The organism is Eubacterium sp. AM46-8, from assembly GCF_003466705.1.
Classification (GTDB): domain Bacteria; phylum Bacillota; class Clostridia; order Lachnospirales; family Lachnospiraceae; genus Lachnospira.
The window spans coordinates 58,955-81,374 of the sequence record NZ_QSEU01000002.1 but is presented as its reverse complement, the minus strand read 5'-3'; the positions used below and the strand labels follow the sequence as shown (position 1 = coordinate 81,374).

The following is a 22,420-nucleotide window of genomic DNA, read 5'->3' as shown; positions in this document are numbered from 1 at the left end:
CCCAAATTATATATACTGGGTAGAAGCTCTTAATTTATCAGAAAGTTCTTCCCCTTTAATAAGCTTTACAAGTTCAAGACCAAGATCTATTGATGTTCCCATTCCTCTTGATGTTGTAATATTACCATCTGTCACAACTCTTTGTGGTGCAGGAATTATCTCCGCCCCCTTTAACTGGTCTTCAAATCCAGGGAAAGCCATCGCCTTCTTACCTTCAAGAAGGCCAAGATTACCAAGGATAGAAGGTGCAGCGCAGATTGCTGCAATTCTGTTATTCTTCTTATCATATTCTTTAAGAAGTGTAAGCAGTTCATTACATTCATAATATGACTTATGTCCAGGTCCACCTGGAAGGAAAAGAAGTTCATCGCCTTCAAATACGTATCCATCTAAAAGTGCATCAGCCTTAACAACTACTCCCTGTGCACTTATAACATTAATATCTCCTGTAATTGATATCATATCTGTTCTGATATCAGCTCTTCTTAATATATCTATAACCGCAAGTGCCTCAACTGTTTCAAACCCATCTGTGAGAAATGCACATACTTTCATTAATTATTTCCTCCAACAGCAAAAATATACATTTGAATTAATTATACAACAAATTTTTAATTTATGATACTCATATTTTACAAAATATTAATATTTATGTATTGTGGTTTTGAAAACTATGTGTTATCATTCCAATTAACAAAACAAATCGTTTTTACAACGTGGAGGATAATATATATTATGTTTGATATAATCACTGATTCAGCATGTGACATCGTAAGAGAATATGCAGAGACTCATAATCTTAAGCTTGTCCCTCTCTATACAACATTTGACGGTGTTAACTACCTGAAAGAACAATACGACATTACTCATGATGAATTCTATAGAAGAATGACAGATGAAGGTGCTTTTCCAAAGTCTTCTCTTCCAAGTGTACAGGATTTTGTTGATGCTATTATGCCAAGTGTAGAAGCTGGCAGACCTGCTATCGTATGCACAATTACATCATACTTTTCAGGTTCATACAATTCAGCCTGCACTGCTAAGGACATTATATTAGAAGACCATCCTGATGCTAAGGTTACAGTCATCAATTCATTACTTAACTCAGCATCATTTTCACTCTTCATATATCAGGCTCTCCAGATGAGAAAAGCCGGATATTCATATGAAGATACAATTAAAGTCCTTGAGTCTTTAAGAAATGATGGACGAATCATGTTCACAACAGAATCACTCGAATATTTAAGCAAAGGTGGACGTCTTGCAAAGACAGCAATCACAATTACAAGCAAATTAAGTCTCCGTCCTATCATTGTTATGAAAGAAGGTGAGATTGGACTTGGTGGATTCACAAGGACAAGAAACAAAGGTAAGTCTAACGTTATTGACATGATTCAGAAATACATTGAATCAACAGGAAGACCAATTGCTGACTGGGATATCACAGTTGGTTACTGCACTAACCTTGAAGAAGCAGAAAAGTACAGAGATGACGTTGAAGCACAGCTTGGCATCAAGCTTCTTGAAAGACGTGAAGATTTTAAGACAAGAATCAGTATTATCTCAGGCTGCCATACAGGTCCTTATGCATTAGGAATTGCATGCATCCCTAAGTACACAACTGTTAAATTGTAATTATACAGTTTTTATTTATTAAAGCTGTTAACGAAAAAGCGGAATGGTTTGAACTGCCATTCCGCTTTTCTATTATTCTACTTATTCATATGGTCCATAATCCAGCCATATATTTCCTCATATATTTCTTCTTTATTAAGTTCATTGCACAACTCATGTCTGCAGTCCTCGAAAAGTCTCAAATCAATATCATCAATATGTCCATGATATGTGTTATATGCCCTGTATACACCTTTACCATATTCACCTACCGGATCATCAAGGCCTGACACCATAAGCATTGGAAGGTTCTTTGGAATCTTTGCTATATTCCGTGGCTTTCTTACATACAGAATCATATTCATAAGACCTCTGTAGCCATTAACTGTAAATAGAAATGTTGTAAGCTTTCCTGCATTGTATTCATCAACTACTGTCTCATCTCTTGTCAGCCAGTCATTAGACGTTCTTACATTCTTAATGCGCTTATTATAAGCTCCGAACATAATCTTAGAAATCAGTCTGCTTCTGTATCTGTCTCCCTTTATAAATCTTGTAATATCAGCCAGCGCCTTTCCTACAAGAACCATTGGTGTTGGCTGGTGTCCTGTTCCCATTATAATAACACCATCCAGCTCATATCCATAATCGCATATATATTTTCTTGTAACAAATGAACCCATACTGTGTCCAAGAAGATAATAAGGAATACCGGGATACATCTTCTTTGTCAGAACTGTAAGGTGATGCACATCCTTTGCCAGTGCTTCCCCCGGATGTTCATCTTTAAAGAAACCCAGATCATCATCTGAACACACTGACTCTCCATGTCCAAGATGGTCATTACCTACAACTACAAAGCCCCTGTCTGCCATGAATCTTGCAAATCCGTCATATCTGTCTATATACTCTATCATTCCATGACTTATCTGCAATACAGCTACCGGCTTGTCATATTCATTCTCATCAGGTCTCCACATAACAACATGAATAGATGTCTTTCCATCACAAGACATAAAAGAATTAGATTGCTTCTTAACCATACAGTTCCTCCTCTGACATTACTTATTCTTTGCCCACATATAGCAGAAAGCCTGTGTTCTTGCCGCAAAATGTTTATCCTTAAGAAGATTCCTTACTTCTTCCCTTGAATACCATGCAGCTGAGATTTCTTCAAATGTTGATGTACTCGGTGCAAAATCTCCTGATGCCTTACCAATAACAACAGCATTAGTTTCATTAGAAAAGCCTATTGCACTATAGCTGTCATACAGCTTGTCATCAATTGCTATAAGATCAAGGCCTGTCTCCTCTTTAAGTTCACGCTTTGCCGCAATCTCCGGAGTTTCCCCTGCATCAATAAGTCCTGCCGGAAAATTATATACATAATCACCTACAGACATTCTGTATTCCTTATTAATAAGAATACGTTCATCATTCTCATCTGTAGCAACGATAACCACACCATCTGTCTTATTATTATGCACATCATCAATTGTCTTAATATCTTTATTACGGCTTATAATCTCATAAACCTTTTTCTTATCATCTTCTGTTGTATAATAAAGGTCATATCTGTCTATAAATCTGCCTTCACTTACTTTCTTAATACCATCAAATTTCATATTACTTAACCGCTGTCACCTTGTAATCCTTATCCTCAACAGTCTTCTTTAATACATCGTTATCAACTTCCTTAGAAAGTGTAACAACTGCTGTTCCGTTCTCATGGCTTACAACTGCTTCTGTAACTCCATCAACAGCCTCAAGTGCCTTCTTAACTGCAGCCTCACAGTGTCCACACATCATGCCCTCAATATTCATAGTCTTTGTCATAGTTTCGTCTCCTTTTGTCGTTTTATTTTTAATTTTGCCTGACTTTTTCTTATAAATATAGTCTTTTCCTGTATCATATATCTTTATAAGATTAAGTCTTAACGCATTCGTTACTACACAGAAGCTTGATAAACTCATAGCTGCTGCACCAAACATTGGATTAAGTGTCCATCCAAATACTGGTATCCACACACCTGCTGCAAGTGGGATTCCTATGCAATTATAGAAGAATGCCCAGAACAGGTTCTCATGTATGTTGGTAAGAGTTCTCTTTGAAAGCCTTATAGCTGCAGGTACATCTGATAATCTGCTCTTCATAAGAACTATATCAGCCGCATCTATCGCAACATCTGTACCGGCTCCAATCGCAATACCTATATCTGCTCTTGTAAGTGCCGGTGCATCATTAATCCCATCACCTACCATTATAACACTGCCCTGCTCCTTAAGTCTTGCTATTTCTTTTTCTTTTCCTTCAGGAAGAACACCTGCAATAACCTCATCAACTCCGGCAAGCTTTCCTATAGCTTTCGCGCTTCTTTCATTATCTCCAGTAATCATTACAACCCTTATTCCCATGTTCTGAAGTTCTTTAATAGCCTGTGGACTGTCTTTCTTGATAGTATCCGCAACAGCTATTATTCCAAGAAGCTCATTATTTCTAGCGAAGAAAAGTGGCGTCTTTCCTTCTGATGATAAACTGTCAGCTTTTTCCCTTAAATCATCAGAGACATTACAATAATCTGAAATGAACTTAAGATTACCGCCTGCCACTACATTTGTACCAAGCTTTCCTTTAAGTCCGTTACCAGCTACTGCCTTAAAGTCAGTTACTTCTTCTGCAAATGAGTTCTTATCTCCACTCTCTTCTACATAATTAACAACAGCCTTTGCAAGTGGGTGCTCACTTTTCTTTTCAAGGTCATACGCTATAGCAACGAGTTCTTTCTGTGAAATTCCATCACCTGTTACAATATCCGTAACCTTTGGTTCTCCCTCTGTAATAGTACCCGTCTTATCGAGTGCGACTATCTGCATCTTGCCTGCCTGCTCTAGTGAAACGGCAGTCTTGAACATAATTCCGTTCTTTGCTCCTACTCCGTTACCAACCATAATTGCAACCGGAGTTGCAAGTCCTAACGCACAAGGACAGCTTATTACAAGCACTGAGATTCCTCTCGCAAGTGCAAATCCTAAGTCCTTGCCACATAACAGCCATACTATTGTTGTTATAACCGCTATTGTTATAACCGCAGGCACAAATACACCTGAAACTTTATCAGCAACCTTTGCAATAGGCGCTTTAGTTGCAGCCGCATCACTTACCATCTGTATTATCTTGGAAAGTGTTGTATCTTCTCCAACTCTTGTCGCCCTGCACTTTATATATCCTGATGTATTAAGTGTTGCTGCACTTACCTGATCCCCCTCCTGTTTATCAACAGGAATACTCTCACCTGTAAGAGCTGCTTCATTAACTGCAGTATTACCTTCAATGATGACACCATCTACAGGTATATTCTCACCTGGTCTTACAATAAATATATCACCTGTCATGACCTGTTCAACAGGGACGCATGTTTCCTGCCCATCTGCATAAAGTACTGCCGTCTTGGCAGCAAGCTTCATAAGACTCTTTAATGCATCGGTTGTCTTTCCCTTTGATCGGGCTTCAAGCATTTTCCCTACTGTTATAAGTGTAAGAATCATAGCCGCTGACTCAAAATAGAATTCATCCATATAGTGCATTACACCTGACATATCACCTCTTACCTGACAGTCTGTCATGGCAAAAAGTGCATATATACTCCACACAAATGCTGCTCCTGAGCCAAGCGCAACAAGTGTGTCCATATTAGGCGAACGATGTAACAATCCCTTGAAGCCACTTATGAAGAAATGCTGATTAATAACCATTATTATTATTGTAAGCAGCATTTGTATAAGGCCCATGGCCACATGATTTCCTTCAAGCACTGATGGAAGTGGCCAGCCCCACATCATATGTCCCATGCTGAAATACATAAGCACAATAAGAAATATAACTGAAGCTGTTAATCTCTTCTTTAAAACTGGGGTTGTCTTATCTGCCAGCGCATCTTCCTGCTCCTGCATTGAAGGACTGCTGTTCTTTGCCCCCTTAACTGATGCACCATATCCCGCAGCTTCCACAGCTTTAATGATTACATCTGTGGGTGCAGTTCCCTCAACACCCATTGAATTAGTAAGAAGACTTACTGAACAGCTTTCCACTCCAGGCACTTTGCTGACAGCCTTCTCGACTCTCGCCTGACACGCTGCACAGCTCATTCCTGTAACATTGTACTGTTCCATATCACGCTACGCCTCCTTGCGGTTAGTTGTTATTCCTGTAACTTTAAAATCAAGTCTCTCAATCGCAATTCTTATATCAGCGTCATCGATTTCTCTGTCAACTTCAATTGTTGCCTGCTTCTTCTTAAGATTAACCTGGCATGAAGCACCATCAATCTTATTAACAGATCTCTCAATACTATTCTTGCAGTTTTCACAATGCATGCCTTCAATGTCAACAGTCTTGACATCAATTACAGGATTATCAAGAATCTTCTTCTCTTCTGCAACAGTATCTCCACCACCGCCACAGCAGCCGCCTTCACCTTTCATATGCTTAACACTGCTTATCACTGCGATTACTACTATTACTGCTAATATTCCAATTATTATAGCCGTTCCCATATTATGTATCTCCTTTTATAATTCTTATCGCATGAATTTGCCAATTGTCTTAACAAGCTCTTCTACCGTATCGTCCTTGCCTTCTTTAATATCACGGACTACACAGCTCTTGATATGATTATCCAGAAGCACTTTAGTAAAACTGTTAAGCGCTGACTGGGCAGCCGACACCTGGTTAAGAATGTCAATACAGTATGCATCCTTCTCGACCATTCCCTTAATTCCTCTTATCTGACCTTCAATTCTGCTAAGCCTGTTACAGAGGTCTTTATATTCCTTGGCATCGCGTTCTTTAGTCTTATGACAACAACATTCTTTTTCCATTACGCCTCCATGATTTGCTTCCGCCTATGTCCAGATAACACTTCATTGTGTTTATCCGATATGTTTCACATACCCCGCCGGGGTATGTTCTGCTTACATTGTGTATAATATACCCTCGTAGGGTATATGTCAAGTTGGATTACTGAGATAATTTATCATAAATGTGGCATTATTGTTTTAGTGGGTCTTCCACTCCCCAACAAGCTCTTTCTTACTTTGAATAAGTCACAGCCTCACTGTTCTCATCATAATCAAACATGCCATCATTCTTCTCTTCAAGTGCCTTGATGATGTGATATGTATATTCATTATATGGCGTAGCAATTCCAAGTTCTTTTCCCATACGCATCATTGCGCCGGAGAACATATCTATCTCTGTGTGTCTGCCTGCATCAATGTCCTGCAGTGTTGAATATCTTGCTGTTGGTGGAACTGCACTTCCACGGCTTGAGTTATCTGCGCATCTGCTCATATCAATGCCTTTGGCTAGCGCTACTGTTTCAACCTCCTTACGCAGTCCTGCGCTGATTGCTTTCATATGCTCACTGTCTGTATAACAGCCAACACCTGCTCCAATAATAGCTTGTGGAAGATTGTTACAGATATTAAGTCTATACTTGCTCCATATCTCTTCTTTAATACAATCAGTCACCCTGTAATTAATTCCTGTTCCGTCAAATAAATCTCTTATTGCCACAACTCTCTCACTCTCAAATGGTGCAGCTTCCTCACCATATATAATGCCTATTGTAGTCTCAGGATTGAACACATATTCCTTTCCTTCGCGGTGTGACGCCACCTTTATAAGTGAATAAATGATATGTGATTTATCTATCTTGGTAGATATTATCTCTTCACTGTCAACACCATTCATAAGACTCATGACAATTGTATTCTCACCGACGGCTTCCCTAATATCATCTAATGCACCTGCAAGTGCGCCGTATTTTAATGATACAACAAGAAGGTCAACACCTTTTGCTTCCTCTGGGGTCAATACCTCCGGGTGGTATGTCTTTCCATTAATCAGACAGCCTTCTGCCTTAAGTCTTTCCGCTCTTTCTCCCTTTGCAATAACACTTAAATCTATATCCTTCTTTTCTGAAAGTCCCCATATAACATAAGAACCGACTGCTCCTGCTCCAAGCACTGCCACTGATTGTATCTTCATATACATTTTCCTCTCAATCTTTGTAATTTCTTCAAATATATATACACTTCAATTCTTTCCGCGTCAAATGCCTTTATCTTCCTACAATATCGCCCTCTTCAAAATCGTAAGTCAGCTTCTTTCCATATGCCATGACATATGCAGCACATTTCTGCTCATAGTCTGTGTGTTGCATTCTTAAACTTGCTGTTCTTTCATCAAGCTGTCTGTCCGGATATATTACTGGCATGACATGTACCCTGAATGTGTGCAAATGTGTACTTTTAACCTGCTGTTCAACAAACAGCGAAATCACCGGCACATTAAACTTTACCGCATACAGATATGCACCTCTCTTGCATGGACGGGGCTTCCGATAATTAAACCACATTTCCTGCTCAGGATATATAAGTACAAGTTTGTTTTCATCAAGTGCATTTTTAATCTGATTAGGAAATTCTGTCTCCATAAACCATTTCAGGCTGCTTACAGGCATTGTGTCAGCATATCTTTGCATATACCCGACAAATCCTTTCATCGCAAGGTTAGTATCCTGATTAACAATACTCATTCGTGTGAATCCTGCTTTTCTCATGGCAAACCTGACAATTGCAGGGTCTAACGGGCTGAAATGATTGCATGTTACAATCGCAGGACCTCTGATTCCAGAAAGATTCTCAAGTCCGTCAACTTGTGTTATAAGCCCCACCGCAGAAGTCCCAGCATGAAATATAGCTTCTGCAATATATTTCTTCACACAAAAACCATATGCTGTGCGGTAATCAATATAATGTCTTAGTAATGCTTCTTTATCTTCGCGTAACAGCTTAGGGTCTCCCGGCTCAACCTTTGAATTCAACTGATTAAGGCTTACAGCCGTCCTAATATTTTCATAGACCTGCTCCCTATCACCAATCATATCTCCTCCGACATAATTTATTTTGCAGCATCACTGCTATCCTTCACGAAACCACTATCCACAACAAATCTGCTTCCCACAACATCAGAAAACTTAACCCCATCACCGTCCGCAATATTCTCAGCCCTTGCAAGAAGCTTCTTTAAATTCTCACGGTCAGCTTTCCTTTCATTATCCCCATACTGCTTGCGCTGTTTAATCAGCAATGGATAAAATCCCGACTCCGCCGCATACTGCCAGAAATACTCCTCATACGGAATCTCGCTGTAATGCCACGGCTTGTCAAACAGGTTATAATGTATCAGCTTCGGTCTTGCTATATACTCCCCGCCCTTGTTAGGCATAACATTCCATTCCTTATCAAGAAAATATATTTCTTTTGCACACATAGCATTAATATAATCCTGGTCAGGTGCAACACTGTCAAAGTGATATTCAGCCATAAGCTTTAAGAATCTGTCTGCAAGATGAGACTGTCTTATCTTATCAAGGTTCATAAGAAGCACTCCTGAATTGACATATTCATTCCGCTCTATTCCCACTACATTTTCAATGTAATGAGCCAGTATTGTATTATTTCCTGCAAATGTATCTCTTACTGCACCAAACATTGCATCTCCCATATCAACTGAATAAAGCTTTGCAATGTCATCATTTATTACGGTATCAGAGTCAATATACACAGCTTTATTAAGCTCTGGAAAAAGCTCTGCAATAAATAACCTGAAATATATCGTCAGTGTAAACTCGCCTGAATAAAGCCTGTTTTCCTGCCTGTCAGTAACTGTCTGTCCAAAGCTTTCAGAATATTCGTACATTTTCTTTCTTATATCAACGAATTCAATATCTATGTTTTCATAATCCTTTATCACATTACGAAGCTGAATCATAGTAATATTCTTCACATTATCGCACATAACAATAATGCGGTAACGCTCATCCCCAGCCACATGTACGGCCAGTGATTTAAGGCACACTGCCAGATATGGTGCGTACTGTTCATTAATCGAGAAAAACACAGGAATACGCGAAATCTCCCTATATTCCTTATACTCCCTGTTATAAGAATCCAGCAGTTCATCATATTCATGAAGCCCAAGTATATTATGCATTTTGTTAATCTCCCACGGCTTGACTGAAACAGTCCTTATCACCGGAAACACCCGGAAGGTAGTTGTAAAATGCTGAAAAACAGTGTTGTCATGCAGCCTCCTCTGGTCATTAAACTTTCGTCCGCACAGATTAACTCTTGTTGCAAATGTATTAACAGCCGTCTGGTCAGGCATAAACATTTCCTTTCTTATGCACTGTTCACGACATTTTTCCAGAAGCCCGTTCTGTCTTATCATCCTCATATTCATAAGCATTACTCCGGAATTAATGTAACCATCACCGAAAAGCCATCTGCCATAATAATCAGAAACTCCCGCAATCTCTATGCCATCCATATTCTGATAATAAAAATCCCTAAAATCTTTTCTGCACAACACATCAGTATCCAGATAAAGAACTCTATCCTTAATATCTGTCTTATCAGCAAAAAGGCGCAGCATACAGCACGCAGTAAATCTGCTCTGCATATTTGCTTCCGGCAGCTCCTCAACAAAATATCTTGTAACATCAACAAGAAAGATACTTACTTTAATGTCCGATTTATTCAATTTTTCTTTCAGATATTTTGCAAATGCTTTATCAACTGGCTTGTAATTAATACCTTTTTCCCTGTAATCAACCGTGAGAATATATATATTTAACGGTTCATCCACATTTTTAATAAGAGACATTGAAGATAAAAGAATCCCCTTCTGCATTGGTTTATCACCACAATACAATATGTTCATAAATCCGTATCCTTTCTTAATTTATTAAATATGTCTGATTTATCCTCTCTGTATTGATTTTCCCCAGTTTCTTAAGTAAAATACATATAAGTTTTAAACGATAATTAAAGAATTGAGGAATGTTATGATATTTAAGATTTTCAAAAAAGATTTGAAAGGTCTTAGCAGGAATATTCTGGCTTTAGCTATTGCGCTTGGTCTGTGCCTTATTCCATCACTTTACGCATGGTTTAACATATATTCCAACTGGGATCCTTACGCAAACACTGCGTCTGTCCAGATTGCTATTGTTTCTGAAGATGAAGGCTACTCTGAATCTGATGATTCCACTATCAATATGGGAGAACAGATTGTTGAACAGCTTCATTCGAATGATAAATTAGGCTGGCGTTTTCCGGAAACTAAAGATGAAGCCATGAATAAACTGAATGCTGGGAAGTACTATGCCGTTATCGTTGTTGGTGAGGACTTTTCACGAAGCCTGTATGACTTCCTTGACAATGGTCTTAATCCACCAACAGTTACATATTATGAGAATTCCAAGAAAAATGCTGTTGCTTCCAAGATTACAGATACAGGAAAAAGCACTCTTCAGAACACTATCAATTCCGAATTCATTGATGTGTGTGTTAAGACTATTATGCAGGGACTTAACGAAATAGCTGAAAATGATCCTTCAATTATTGAAAAGACAGTTAAAGATTTACATAGTGTATCTGCCAATATTAATTCTTACGATACCATGATTGACATGTTTATTAAGAGTAATTCAGACCTGGCAGATAATCTTGCAAAACTTCAGGAGGTTCTTCCACAGATTAAAGATGTTCTTACCGGAACAACTGATGTTGCTGATATTGCCAATAAATCTCTTGATAATGTCACAGACGATATTGCAAAACAGATTGATGCGCAGCTTAAAGCAATGAATGAACTATCTGACAGTGTGCTTGATTCTCTTGATAAAGCTGTGCAGCTTTCAATCACTGATGTCGGACAGGCTGGTGTAGAGCTTAGTAAAGCCAACAAACAGTTAAAGGAACTTATAGACCAGAATAAGGCACTTGAAGATGCCATTGATTCTCTTAGTAAAGTAGATGGAATTGACCCGGCAGTTATCACAGCCTTAAAGTCAGCTCTTGCTTCTGTTAATGCTATGGAGAATATCGCATACAACCTTGTTCAGCAGTGTGCCGATATTCTTACTGATTCACCTGAAACACTTCAGCAAAATACCAGTTAATCAAGTCTGTTGTTGAGCAGTGCCGTGCAGAGATTCAGAAGAGTCAGACAATTATGCAGACTATAATAAGAACTAATGTTAACCTTCTTAAGGCTTCCATTAAGAATGCCGTAAGCAGTCTGGCTGCTAATATAAGCAGTGCAGGAGACAGTATTAATGGAATCTCGCAGATGCTTCTTGGAGTGAGTGATATATCAGTAAATATTAATACAACTCTGGAAAGCACACAAACATTACTTGATTCTCTCAATAAAAGACTTGATACCATATCCGGTTCAGTAGGAGATATCAGTTCATCTTCTACATATAAGTTAATAATGGATTTCATCAACTCAGACGCACAGTCAATAGCGTCATTCCTGTCAGAGCCGGTACAGGTAGAAGAAATCTACGTCTATATGCAGACTAACTATGGAACAAGTGTTACACCTTTCTATACAACACTTGCTCTCTGGGTTGGAGGAATTGTTTTAGTTGCCCTTATGAAAGTAAAGGTTGACTATGAGGATGATGAATTCAAGAATGCCACAGAACATCAGAAATATATGGGCCGTGCACTACTTTTCCTTGCAATGGGACAGCTTCAGGCTCTTGTAGTTGTTCTTGGTGATTTGTACATTTTAAAAATTGACTGCACCCACCCATTCATGCTGTGGCTTGCAGCCGCTATAACAAGCTTTGTATTTACATTATTTATATATACACTTGTTCTTACATTTGGTGATTTGGGAAAAGCTATTGCTGTAGTTATGATTGTGTTACAGATTGCCGGTTCAGGCGGAACTTATCCAATAGAACTTCTTCCTGAATTCTTCCAGAATGTGTACCTTTACTTCCCATTCCCTTATGCAATCAATGCCATGAGGGAGGCAATAAGCGGATTATATCAGTGTGATTACGCTGTATTTCTTGTGAAATTATGCGCTTATGCTGTTATTTCTCTTATTCTGGGACTTGGAATCAGAAAGTCACTTCTTGAAGTACGCGAGTTCTTCGAACGCCGTATGAAAGAAACACATTTTATGTAAAGGAGAAATGAATTTATGCAAAATGATGATTTTAATATAGATGTTGTTCTTGCGGAAATCACAGCATTTGCAGAAAATATGCACGCTAAGAACCAGCACAAGAAAAAGGTCTGCTTAAGATGTATGATGATAATTCCCTTAGTATTCATGGTGCTTATGTTTACCATGGATACAGCTAAGGTTGTTTATCTGCTTCTTTGGGTAATCTCGCTTTTTATATTCTGTGCTTATCTTATAGTTATTGATTATATTGATGACAAGCTCGCAAGAAAGCTCAATGAGCTCAATATTGAGATTAAGGAAAAACAGGCTGATACTTCTCTTACAGACAGTATCAAAGCATTTTTAAGTGAGGTACAGTTATGAAAAATATATTTAAGATTATACGGGCTGACCTTCGCCACATAAAAACAAATGTAATTGCACTATGCGTAATTATCGGTCTTACCGTTATTCCTGCATTGTATTCGTGGTTTAATATCCTGTCAAACTGGGATCCATATGGACAGGCTTCCACAAGCAGGATTAAAGTTGCCGTTGTATCTGTTGACAAAGGTACTTCTCTTGAAGGAACGGAGCTTAATGTCGGTGACACCATAATTGATGCACTTAAAACTAATAACACCATCGGCTGGCAGTTTGTTGCTTCATCAGATGAAGCAATCGAAGGCGTATACAGCGGTGAGTATTATGCAGCCCTCGTTGTTCCAGAGAATTTTTCCAAGAACCTTATAAGCTTCTTAAGTGATTCCATAGAACATCCGCAGTTAAAATATTACTGTAACCAGAAGGCAAATGCTATTGCGCCTAAGATAACAGACAAGGCTAAAACAGCAGTTCAGCAGCAGGTAAACCAGACATTTATAGATACAATCGTATCTACGATTGCCGGTACTGGCGACTCAGTTATCAAAGATGCAGATAAAGAAACCGGTTCTCTTATGGATGCAGTTATTAACAGACTTACATCCGCAAGGACTACACTTTCAACATACGATGTAATTCTTAACTCAATGCTTGCAATTACTGACCTTACATCATCAATAAGCAGCAGTTCAAACAGTGCTGCACCGCAAGTTTATACACAATTACAGTTACAGCAGCAGCAGTTAATAACCTTACAGGCACTTATAAATGGTAATTCCGCTGAATCTTTAAATGAATTATCATCTGCTCTTTCAAACCAGATGTCCCAGATTCAAAGCATTATGAGTTCATTAACAGAGCTTTATTCTGACATGAACATGGATGTTGCAGACCTGTCTGCTGCAATTAAGCTTACATCGGGCTCACTCACTCAGACTAAAGAGCTTCTCAGTGACCTTGAGGCAAAGCTTGATAACGCAATTAATACATTAAACACAATCACTGAACAGGATACATATGGTTTATTATCAGAGATGTTAAATGCAGATGCCAATACTTTGGGAGATTTTCTCTCTGCACCTGTAAATATAACAACAGAGCAGGTATATGCTGTTAAAAGCTATGGAACAAGCGCTTCACCATTCTACACAATACTTGCACTGTGGTTTGGTGGACTTATACTTGTTGCTATTATGCACACACATGTGCATCCTGCTCCGGACATTCCAGCAGATGCAAAGCGATATGAAAAATTCTTCGGAAGGTATTTTATCTTCTTTGCAGTAGGACAGCTTCAGGCACTGCTTATAACACTTGGAAATCTTTTCTACATAGGAATCCAGTGTTACCACCCATTCCTTTACTGGGTTGCATGTGCATTCTCAAGCTTCGTATTCACCTTCTTTATGTACAGCCTTACTGTTGCATTTGGTAATATCGGTGAAGCCCTTGGAATTGTCCTGCTCGTAATACAAGTTGCCGGTTCAGGCGGTACTTTCCCTATCGAAGTACTTCCTAACGCATACCAGATAATATACCGCTTCCTGCTCTTCCCATATTCAATGGATGCATTAAGAGAATGTATAGCAGGAATGTACAGATATGATTACATTAAGAATCTCGCATTTCTTTCAATATATATAGTTGTTTCGCTGATTATCGGATTGTTCTTACAGAAACCATTTGAGAAACTGAATCATATGATTGAGAGAAGTAAGGAGAAGTCGGGGGTTATGTTGTAGGAAGTTGCTCCCCTAAAGCACGCCCAGCCGTGTATATTAGTAAAATCAAAACACGCTTCCGCTCGGATTCCGACGCAGCGGTACTAAGTTCGCTGAGAAAGCTACCACTTTGTGGCAGCTTTCCCAGCTTACCAAGTGCCGGCGTCTTCATACGGTTTTGATTTTACTAATATACACGGCTGGGCTTTTCTTTACCGGACAACTGCTCCGCCCAGCCTTTGGCAAGGTTGGGGGCTTGAAGAATCCAACCGTTCCTCTATTATGTAGAAAAACTCCCGGAAGTTCGGAGGCAGGTGGTTATATAGCATATTTTCAAACCGTAAGAAGACGTCGGCACTTAGTGCGCGTGGAAAGCCGCCTAATGGCGGCAAATCCACGCAAACTTAGTACCGCTGCGTCTTCGCCCGAGCGAAAGCGCGTTTGAAAATATGCTATACACTCCACCTGCCTCCCACTCCCGGGAGTCACTTTTTCTAGAATAACCCAGTTATTACCCCATCATCATTAACATCTATATTATATGCCGCTGGTGATTTTGAAAGTCCTGGCATTGTCATTACTGAACCTGTAAGCACTACTATGAAGCCTGCACCGGCTGATACATATGCTTCTCTTACATTCATCTCAAAACCTTCCGGACGACCTAGTAATGTAGGATCATCTGAAAGTGAATACTGTGTCTTAGCCATACAGATTGGAAGATTACCAAATCCTAACTGTTCAAGCTGTGCAATCTGCTTGTTAGCTGCTGGTGAATAATTAACACTTCCTGCACCGTATATTTCTTTAGCAATTGTCTCAATCTTTGCTTTAACCGGCTGGTCTGTTTCATACAGACAGTGGAAATTGCTCTTCTTTGTCTCAAGTGTCTTAAGAACCTTTTCTGCAAGCTCAATTCCACCTTCTCCACCCTTTTCCCATACCTTGGCAAGGGCGAATTCACAGCCTTTGTCTTCACAGAATTTCTGGATATAATCTAATTCTGCCTGTGTATCTGATACAAATGCATTAAGTGTAACAACTACAGGCACACCGTATTTCTGAAGATTCTCTATGTGCTTTTCAAGATTTACAATACCTTTCTTTAATGCATCAAGATTCTCTGCTGATAATTCTGTCTTAGGAACTCCGCCATTGTACTTGAGTGCTCTTACTGTTGCTACTAATACAACTGTATCCGGCTTTAAGCCTGACTTACGGCACTTTATATCGAAGAACTTCTCAGCTCCCAGGTCTGCGCCAAATCCTGCCTCTGTGATAACATAATCTGCCATCTTAAGTGCAGTCTTAGTTGCTCTTACTGAATTACATCCATGTGCGATATTGGCAAATGGTCCACCATGCACTAATGCAGGTGTATGCTCAAGTGTCTGGATAAGGTTAGGCTTTAATGCATCCTTTAATAATGCCGCCATTGAACCTACAGCCTTGATATCTGCAGCAGTAACAGGCTGTCCCTGATAATTGTAGGCTACTACCATCTTACCAAGTCTTTCCTTTAAATCCTTCATATCTGTTGCAAGACATAATACAGCCATAATCTCCGAAGCAACAGTGATAACAAAATGATCCTCTCTTACAGTTCCATCAACCTTAGAACCAAGACCTACAACTATATTTCTAAGGACACGGTCATTCATATCCATACATCTTTTCCATGTAACACATCTTGGGTCAATTCCAAGTTCGTTGCCCTGCTGTATATGGTTATCAAGAAGTGCTGCACATAAGTTGTTAGCTGATGTGATTGCATGGAAATCGCCTGTAAAATGCAGATTAAGCTCTTCCATAGGAACAACCTGTGCATATCCACCACCTGCTGCTCCACCTTTGATACCGAAACATGGACCAAGTGATGGCTCACGAAGTGCTATAACTGCCTTCTTGCCAAGCTTTCCAAATGCTTCTCCAAGCCCTACAGTAATTGTTGTCTTTCCCTCTCCTGCCGGAGTTGGATTAATGGCTGTAACAAGAATTAACTTTCCATCTTCATTGTCTTTGACACTGTTGATGTACTCATCTGATATCTTAGCCTTATACTTTCCGTATAATTCAAGATCATCCTCGCTTATGCCGCATCTGGCTGCAACATTCTTAATTGGCTCCATTACTGCTTCCTGTGCAATTTCAATGTCTGTCTTCATAATGTTTCTCTCCTTTGCTTTAGCCTTTTCGTGCCTTGCAATCCCGCCTTATCAAGATTCCTAAGAAGATTCCCTTCCTAATATATCTTTACATAAAAACAAGAGGCTACAGGCGCACTTTAATACACCTATGCCTCTGTTAAAAACCTGAAAGATTCTCCCCAAGCAAATCAGCCTCAATATTCCTCATCCCTCTGCTTAGAAATTGCTTCTTCGGTGCTGTATCTACACAGCTCTCCAGAGTTCCGTCCATAACCGGTCCTTTTGCCTGAGAGTTTTCGCTGTCACCTTCGGCGCTGCATTTTTAAACAGTCTCTCCCGATTATATCTTCCGGATAATACCTTAATAATAAGGAAAAAGCGTCTTGCTTTATCTGCAAAACGCCTTTGTTTTCAACAATAATATATAAATTGACAGAGTTTGTCAATAAGCAACATTTAACAAAATTATTTATTATATTAGGAAATAACAGTATTCAATTGAAAAAAATGTTGTTTTGTGGTAAAATTTGTCTTAATTTTTTATAAAAAGGGAGAATACATAATATGTTTAGTAAAATCAATACTATTCTCGATACTATTGACGCATATGTCTGGGGAATCCCACTCATTGTCCTTATACTTTCAGTTGGTCTGTTTCTTACTATCAGACTTAAGGGTGTTCAGTTTACTAATCTTGGTCGTGCTTTTAAGTACATTTTCAAAGACGAAACTGATGGAAAGCACGGTGAAGTGAGCAGTTTCGCAGCACTATGTACAGCACTTTCAGCAACAATTGGTACAGGTAATATCGTAGGTGTTGCTACTGCTATTGTCTCAGGCGGTCCTGGTGCATTATTCTGGATGTGGCTTGCTGCCTTAGTTGGTACTGCTACCAAGTACGCAGAATGTCTTTTAGCAGTTAAGTTCAGACAGGTTGACGAAGATGGTCATGTTGTTGGTGGTCCTTTTAACTATATTGAACATGGTATGGGACCTAAGTGGAAATGGCTTGCCAAGATATTTGCTTTCTTTGGTATAGGCGTTGGTCTTTTAGGAATTGGTACATTTACACAGGTAAACGGAATCTCTTCTGCTGTTAATAATTTCTTTGATCCTAACAACGCATGGACTGTTTCATTATTTGGAAGAACATATTCATGGACTGTAGTTATAAGCTGTCTTATCCTTACATTCTGTGTTGCTCTTGTTCTTATTGGTGGAATCCAGAGAATTTCTAAGGTTGCACAGGTTGTTGTTCCTTTTATGGCTGCAACATATTTTTAGCAGGAATTCTTATTATTTTATTTAATATTACAGATGTTCCTGCTGCCATCCTTACAATTGTGCAGAGTGCATTTGGTCTTAAGGCCGCTGCTGGTGGTGCCCTTGGTGCCATGGTTGTAGCTATGCAGAAGGGTATTGCAAGAGGTATCTTCTCGAATGAGGCCGGTCTTGGTAGTGCACCTATTGCCGCTGCTGCTGCCCGCACCAATGAACCTGTACGTCAGGGACTTGTATCTATGACAGGTACATTTATCGACACAATCATCATTTGCTCTATTACAGGTATTGCAATTGTTCTTACAGGAGCTTACGATATGGGGCTTGAAGGTGTTGCAGTAACAACTAAAGCATTCCAGTTAGGACTTCCATTCCCTGATGGAGTTGCTTCATTTATTCTTATGTTATGCCTCGTATTCTTTGCATTTACAACTATTCTTGGCTGGGATTACTATTCTGAGCGCTGCCTTGAATACCTTACTAATGGCAAGAAGAAATGTATCAAGGCATACAGATGGATATATATCCTCTGCGTATTCATCGGCCCTTACATGACTGTATCTGCCGTATGGACAATCGCAGATATATTTAACGGTCTTATGGCTATTCCTAACCTTATTGCACTCGTTGCTTTAAACGGTGTGGTTGCTAAAGAAACTAAAGATTATCTTGACAGAATTAAGAAAAAAGAAATTGATTAATTAAGCATTAACTGCTTATGCGTAAAGATAAGCCCCACTCCGGATTAGTCCGGAATGGGGCTTTTTGTATATATCTTTATTCTGTTATAGTACTGTCTGATATCACATAAGCACCACATCTTTTCTTTCTGCTACAGCATTTTTAAGCTCATCTGTGTAGCCATTTGCACTGCATAATACATACCACATTCTTTGATCATCTTTATTCCATCGGATTGTGGCTGCTTTCTTTTCAAGGTCGTAAAGAACATTAAGTCCCATCTTATCTTTCCAGTATTTACATTCACCAACTATAATATTTTTCCCATCTGGGTCCAGAGCGCATATATCTATTTTTGTATGGGCATCCCAATACCTTCCTATCTTTGAAAAATAAAACGGCCATGTACAGTTATTATTAAGCTGCCACATTTTTTCACGGCACACATCTTCATATACATACGAAACATGATTATCCACAAAGTTATTTTTTATTTTATTCATCACTATTACCTAATACAAGCCTGCATTATTAAATTATAGGTTATGGGGTTACTGCCGAATGACAATATTATATGACTATGCATAGATGAATGTCTGGCGTGATAAGCAACGCATGGATTAGTTCAAATCCTGCCTGTTACTTGAGATAAAAGAATTGATATCATTTTTTAAATATATTAATATCACAGCATGATGTATATGTCAATAGAATATTTAAAATATTGAAACAAGTATTTAGGGTAATGTTATGATTGCTGATAAGATTAAGTCTCTCCGCGAGGCCCATGATATGACACAGACAACTCTCGCCAAGACTCTTGGCGTTACGCGTTCAGGCGTTAATGCATGGGAAATGGGAATCTCGGTTCCGTCAACACATTATATTGTTGAGATTGCAAAATATTTTAATGTCTCAACCGATTACCTTCTTGGTATTGAAAAGTCGTCTACCATAAGCACAGAAGGACTTACAGAAGATGATATCCAGCTGGTGTGCCAGCTAGTAGAACATTTAAGAAACAAGAACATAGCAGATAATTCTATCTATAAATAAAGGCACCTTACCAATCACATGACTAGTAAAGCACCTTTTTAATTTTATTCTTTATGCATTTGTTAATCCCATTGCCTGAGATACTCTTTTATCATAAATGCGCAGAAATTTTACACATTTCTGGTATCGTCTTAATATTTTTCACATTTCATGAGTTTTATAGCAAAAGGTGGCTTGTATTCTCCCATATAAACATCTCCATCATCTTGCATATTATCTTCTCTCTATTATTCAATTTTTATGAAGAAATTCAATGTAATAATGTATAGCAGGATACTACCTGTGCATAACACGATAACAGCTACGCTCTGCGCCTCAGTTTTATATATATGAGTTGCAATATTATTGCACACGCAATGCCAACTGAAACATAAGATATTAAATCCATATTAGCATATGTTGGGTTAAGACTTGCTGTTCTGCCAAGAAATCTGTTACTGAGTAACATTACTGCTTTACTCATCAGCACATTACATATTACATATTCCAGTCCGGCATATATGATAAAGCATAATGGCAGACAGATTCTGCTTAACGATAAAGGCGCCGAGAAGAATATTATTATAATTGATGCTGCATATAATAATAGCATTATTATATAAAAGAACTTAGATGAAATTATCTGATATACCCCTGCAAGACCTGTTGAGTGATATGATAATTCTGCATATATACCTGAAGCATAATTATTAATGGCTGTTTGTATGGATTCTTTATCAAGCACCAGAGATAAGATTATCATATCTTTCAGGTTGTCAGAAAAGTCCCGATTATCAGTGATACTGTTATATGCAATTGCTGCCAGGGATGTAAGTTCTTCATCTATATCAATATTTATTTCGTCAAATGTTTTGCCATCGCACAGTCCTCTGGTAAGGGCATCTGTGTATTTTCTTGCAATGCTGTCTATGGCAGGTGAATTCTGGATAGAACTCTGGATGTCAGAAAGCAGTTCGTTATATTGAGAAGTATCCATGCCTGTCTGTTCACTTGACGGAAGTCCTTCAATAACTGTGTCCATATATCTGCTGGAAACAGCGGAAGAAAGACCGGCGTCTTTTAATATATCAGCCGTATAAAATGGTATTTTTTTATTTATATTTAAACCAGACAATGATAGGAATAATATTATAACCGCAATAATCAAAAGCGGTTTGTTGCTTTGCTTATGAAGCTTTGCGTCAGCACGGAGTCTGTAAGCTTCGTCGGGTGCATCACTTACAAAATCTATATTATTAACGGCAAGAAAATTGCTCATATCATGTGATTTTTTCTCATCAGCTTTTACACATTTTATTAATATACTGTTTCTTTGTTCAAAGAAATATAAATTCCCAACAGAAACACATTTTTTAATATTGGAAGGAGACAGGAAAATTTTTTCATTCACATATATTCCATCATTGTTAATTGCAGTTCTCCTGACATGTTTTATATGTGAACGAAATAATGCATTCGCTTTTCTTTCCTTAAAACGGCTGAAATGATTGTGGTATAACGTATTTACATAAGTTTCACAGTCTTCAATTGTCCAGTCTGAAACATTATTGATTTTATTCTCATTATTTATGTTCTCAATATGCTTGTCTTCACTAGTCATGTTTTCGCTATTCATGAAAGAAGCCTCCTTAATTTTGACATTACTTCATACGCTTCCCTGATAAAGTTCTGTTTATGTTGAAATATACACCATTTTACCCCATCGTTCAAGCTTGATGAAGAATTGTCCTGTCTGATTATTTCAATGTTCTTGAGGGTTACTTATTTATAGGCTATAATAAAATTCAATGTAGCGAATGAAGTTAATAATTATCAAATGAGGTGTTTGTATGCTTTATTATTTAAAAAGGAAAAATGAAAACATAGCATTGATTGATTTCTCACCAAATGGAGATATATATGAAGTCCATAAAATAATGAATTATGAATTGTGTCCGCTGCATATGCCTAATGATTTTAACTGGCTGAAAAGATGGTGGAGGAGGCGTTCTGTTCCAATCAGTCAGGGAAATATCAGATTTCAACTTGAGAAGAAAGGGCTGCTTGGTTCGGAAGAATTTCTTTTTAAAAATCTCGGACTGTCGCTTACAGATTATTACTGGATATGCCCTGTTAATTCAGAATTGACATGGGAAAATATTAACTTTTTTGATAATAAATTAGTTGATTGTCTTGAAAAATGCTTGATTTGCAGGCATATTCGCAGGTTTGCAGATTGATTTTACTACTCATTTACTACTTTTAATGAATTGAGCCTTGATATGCAAAAAGCACCTGCGGACTGCCGGATAGACCGCTGCACCACCTTACGCGGCACGTCGAAAAGAAAAAATAAAATAAGCACCACCTATAAGGCGGCGTTTCTCACTCCTACACAGGAGAACAGGAACGCTGCTTTTTTTATGCCCTCGTGTTACGCAGTAAGGGCAAACAAAGCCTTGATTTATGCGGCTCTTAGAGCGTGGAAATGAGAAAGACAAGGGTTGATACCTTTT

19 protein-coding genes, 1 pseudogene and 2 riboswitches are annotated in these 22,420 nt (G+C 38.5%); of the genes and pseudogenes, 8 read left to right on the top strand and 12 right to left on the bottom strand.

The annotated features are described in order from the left end of the window. Window positions 1-6: 6 nt before the first annotated feature. A complete protein-coding gene (locus tag DW963_RS01830; protein ID WP_117913617.1) occupies window positions 7-555 on the bottom strand; it encodes a DJ-1 family glyoxalase III in 549 nt (182 codons plus the stop codon). A 180-nt stretch (window positions 556-735) separates the two neighbouring features. Between DW963_RS01830 and DW963_RS01825 the strand changes: the two genes are divergently transcribed. Further along, complete coding sequence (locus tag DW963_RS01825) at window positions 736-1,635, top strand: DegV family protein (RefSeq protein WP_158568604.1); 900 nt, start codon at window positions 736-738, stop codon at window positions 1,633-1,635. A 77-nt stretch (window positions 1,636-1,712) separates the two neighbouring features. Here DW963_RS01825 and DW963_RS01820 read toward each other — a convergent pair whose 3' ends face one another. From DW963_RS01820 to DW963_RS01785, 8 genes are all read right to left on the bottom strand, one after another. Continuing rightward, on the bottom strand, window positions 1,713-2,657 hold the full coding sequence (locus tag DW963_RS01820; protein WP_117913615.1) for an alpha/beta fold hydrolase: 945 nt from the start codon (window positions 2,655-2,657) through the stop codon (window positions 1,713-1,715). Between the two features lie 18 nt (window positions 2,658-2,675). After that, window positions 2,676-3,239 (bottom strand): NUDIX hydrolase, encoded by a 564-nt coding sequence (locus DW963_RS01815; protein ID WP_117913614.1) that lies wholly within the window; start codon window positions 3,237-3,239, stop codon window positions 2,676-2,678. Window position 3,240: 1 nt separating this feature from the next. After that, window positions 3,241-5,784: a heavy metal translocating P-type ATPase gene (locus DW963_RS01810; RefSeq protein ID WP_117913613.1), complete on the bottom strand. Its 2,544-nt coding sequence runs from the start codon at window positions 5,782-5,784 to the stop codon at window positions 3,241-3,243. A 6-nt stretch (window positions 5,785-5,790) separates the two neighbouring features. After that, entirely contained in the window at window positions 5,791-6,168 is a 378-nt protein-coding gene (locus tag DW963_RS01805) for a heavy-metal-associated domain-containing protein (protein ID WP_117913612.1), read from the bottom strand. A gap of 24 nt (window positions 6,169-6,192) precedes the next feature. Then, entirely contained in the window at window positions 6,193-6,492 is a 300-nt protein-coding gene (locus tag DW963_RS01800; RefSeq protein WP_012739694.1) for a metal-sensing transcriptional repressor, read from the bottom strand. Between the two features lie 211 nt (window positions 6,493-6,703). After that, complete coding sequence (locus tag DW963_RS01795; RefSeq protein WP_117913611.1) at window positions 6,704-7,663, bottom strand: ketopantoate reductase family protein; 960 nt, start codon at window positions 7,661-7,663, stop codon at window positions 6,704-6,706. 73 nt (window positions 7,664-7,736) lie between these two features. Then, window positions 7,737-8,561 (bottom strand): lysophospholipid acyltransferase family protein, encoded by an 825-nt coding sequence (locus DW963_RS01790; RefSeq protein ID WP_117913610.1) that lies wholly within the window; start codon window positions 8,559-8,561, stop codon window positions 7,737-7,739. 17 nt (window positions 8,562-8,578) lie between these two features. Then, window positions 8,579-10,402, bottom strand: a complete 1,824-nt coding sequence (locus DW963_RS01785) for a glycosyltransferase family 8 protein (RefSeq protein ID WP_117913609.1) — start codon at window positions 10,400-10,402, stop codon at window positions 8,579-8,581. 124 nt (window positions 10,403-10,526) lie between these two features. Between DW963_RS01785 and DW963_RS01780 the strand changes: the two genes are divergently transcribed. Genes DW963_RS01780 through DW963_RS01765 form a run of 4 tightly spaced genes read left to right on the top strand, consistent with a single transcriptional unit; the run spans window position 10,527 to window position 14,781 of the window. Next, window positions 10,527-11,645: a YhgE/Pip domain-containing protein gene (locus DW963_RS01780; protein ID WP_117913608.1), complete on the top strand. Its 1,119-nt coding sequence runs from the start codon at window positions 10,527-10,529 to the stop codon at window positions 11,643-11,645. Window positions 11,646-11,698: 53 nt separating this feature from the next. Continuing rightward, window positions 11,699-12,673, top strand: coding sequence for a YhgE/Pip family protein (locus DW963_RS01775; RefSeq protein ID WP_117913607.1), 975 nt, complete (start codon window positions 11,699-11,701; stop codon window positions 12,671-12,673). Between the two features lie 15 nt (window positions 12,674-12,688). Then, window positions 12,689-13,039 carry a hypothetical protein gene (locus DW963_RS01770; RefSeq protein ID WP_117913606.1) on the top strand — a complete coding sequence of 117 codons (351 nt, stop codon included), beginning with the start codon at window positions 12,689-12,691 and terminating at the stop codon, window positions 13,037-13,039. Then, window positions 13,036-14,781 carry a YhgE/Pip domain-containing protein gene (locus DW963_RS01765; protein WP_117913605.1) on the top strand — a complete coding sequence of 582 codons (1,746 nt, stop codon included), beginning with the start codon at window positions 13,036-13,038 and terminating at the stop codon, window positions 14,779-14,781. The genes DW963_RS01770 and DW963_RS01765 overlap by 4 nt, the downstream gene beginning before the upstream one ends. 473 nt (window positions 14,782-15,254) lie before the next feature. On the opposite strand, the gene DW963_RS01760 is transcribed toward DW963_RS01765, so the two are convergent. Continuing rightward, a complete protein-coding gene (locus tag DW963_RS01760; RefSeq protein ID WP_117913604.1) occupies window positions 15,255-16,925 on the bottom strand; it encodes a formate--tetrahydrofolate ligase in 1,671 nt (556 codons plus the stop codon). 134 nt (window positions 16,926-17,059) lie between these two features. Beyond that, a riboswitch (glycine riboswitch) is annotated at window positions 17,060-17,168 on the bottom strand. 3 nt (window positions 17,169-17,171) lie between these two features. Further along, window positions 17,172-17,256, bottom strand: a riboswitch (glycine riboswitch). Window positions 17,257-17,471: 215 nt separating this feature from the next. Here DW963_RS01760 and DW963_RS01755 point away from each other — a divergent pair. Next, a pseudogene (locus DW963_RS01755) lies at window positions 17,472-18,889 on the top strand (alanine/glycine:cation symporter family protein). Window positions 18,890-18,991: 102 nt separating this feature from the next. Here the strand turns inward: DW963_RS01755 and DW963_RS01750 are convergent. After that, on the bottom strand, window positions 18,992-19,372 hold the full coding sequence (locus tag DW963_RS01750) for a DUF234 domain-containing protein (RefSeq protein ID WP_117913603.1): 381 nt from the start codon (window positions 19,370-19,372) through the stop codon (window positions 18,992-18,994). Between the two features lie 289 nt (window positions 19,373-19,661). Between DW963_RS01750 and DW963_RS01745 the strand changes: the two genes are divergently transcribed. Beyond that, window positions 19,662-19,925 carry a helix-turn-helix domain-containing protein gene (locus DW963_RS01745; protein WP_502694394.1) on the top strand — a complete coding sequence of 88 codons (264 nt, stop codon included), beginning with the start codon at window positions 19,662-19,664 and terminating at the stop codon, window positions 19,923-19,925. 301 nt (window positions 19,926-20,226) lie between these two features. Here DW963_RS01745 and DW963_RS01740 read toward each other — a convergent pair whose 3' ends face one another. Next, window positions 20,227-21,540 carry a hypothetical protein gene (locus DW963_RS01740; protein WP_117913601.1) on the bottom strand — a complete coding sequence of 438 codons (1,314 nt, stop codon included), beginning with the start codon at window positions 21,538-21,540 and terminating at the stop codon, window positions 20,227-20,229. Window positions 21,541-21,754: 214 nt separating this feature from the next. Here DW963_RS01740 and DW963_RS01735 point away from each other — a divergent pair, with 214 nt between their 5' ends. Further along, window positions 21,755-22,144, top strand: coding sequence for a hypothetical protein (locus DW963_RS01735; RefSeq protein ID WP_117913600.1), 390 nt, complete (start codon window positions 21,755-21,757; stop codon window positions 22,142-22,144). Window positions 22,145-22,420 lie beyond the last annotated feature (276 nt).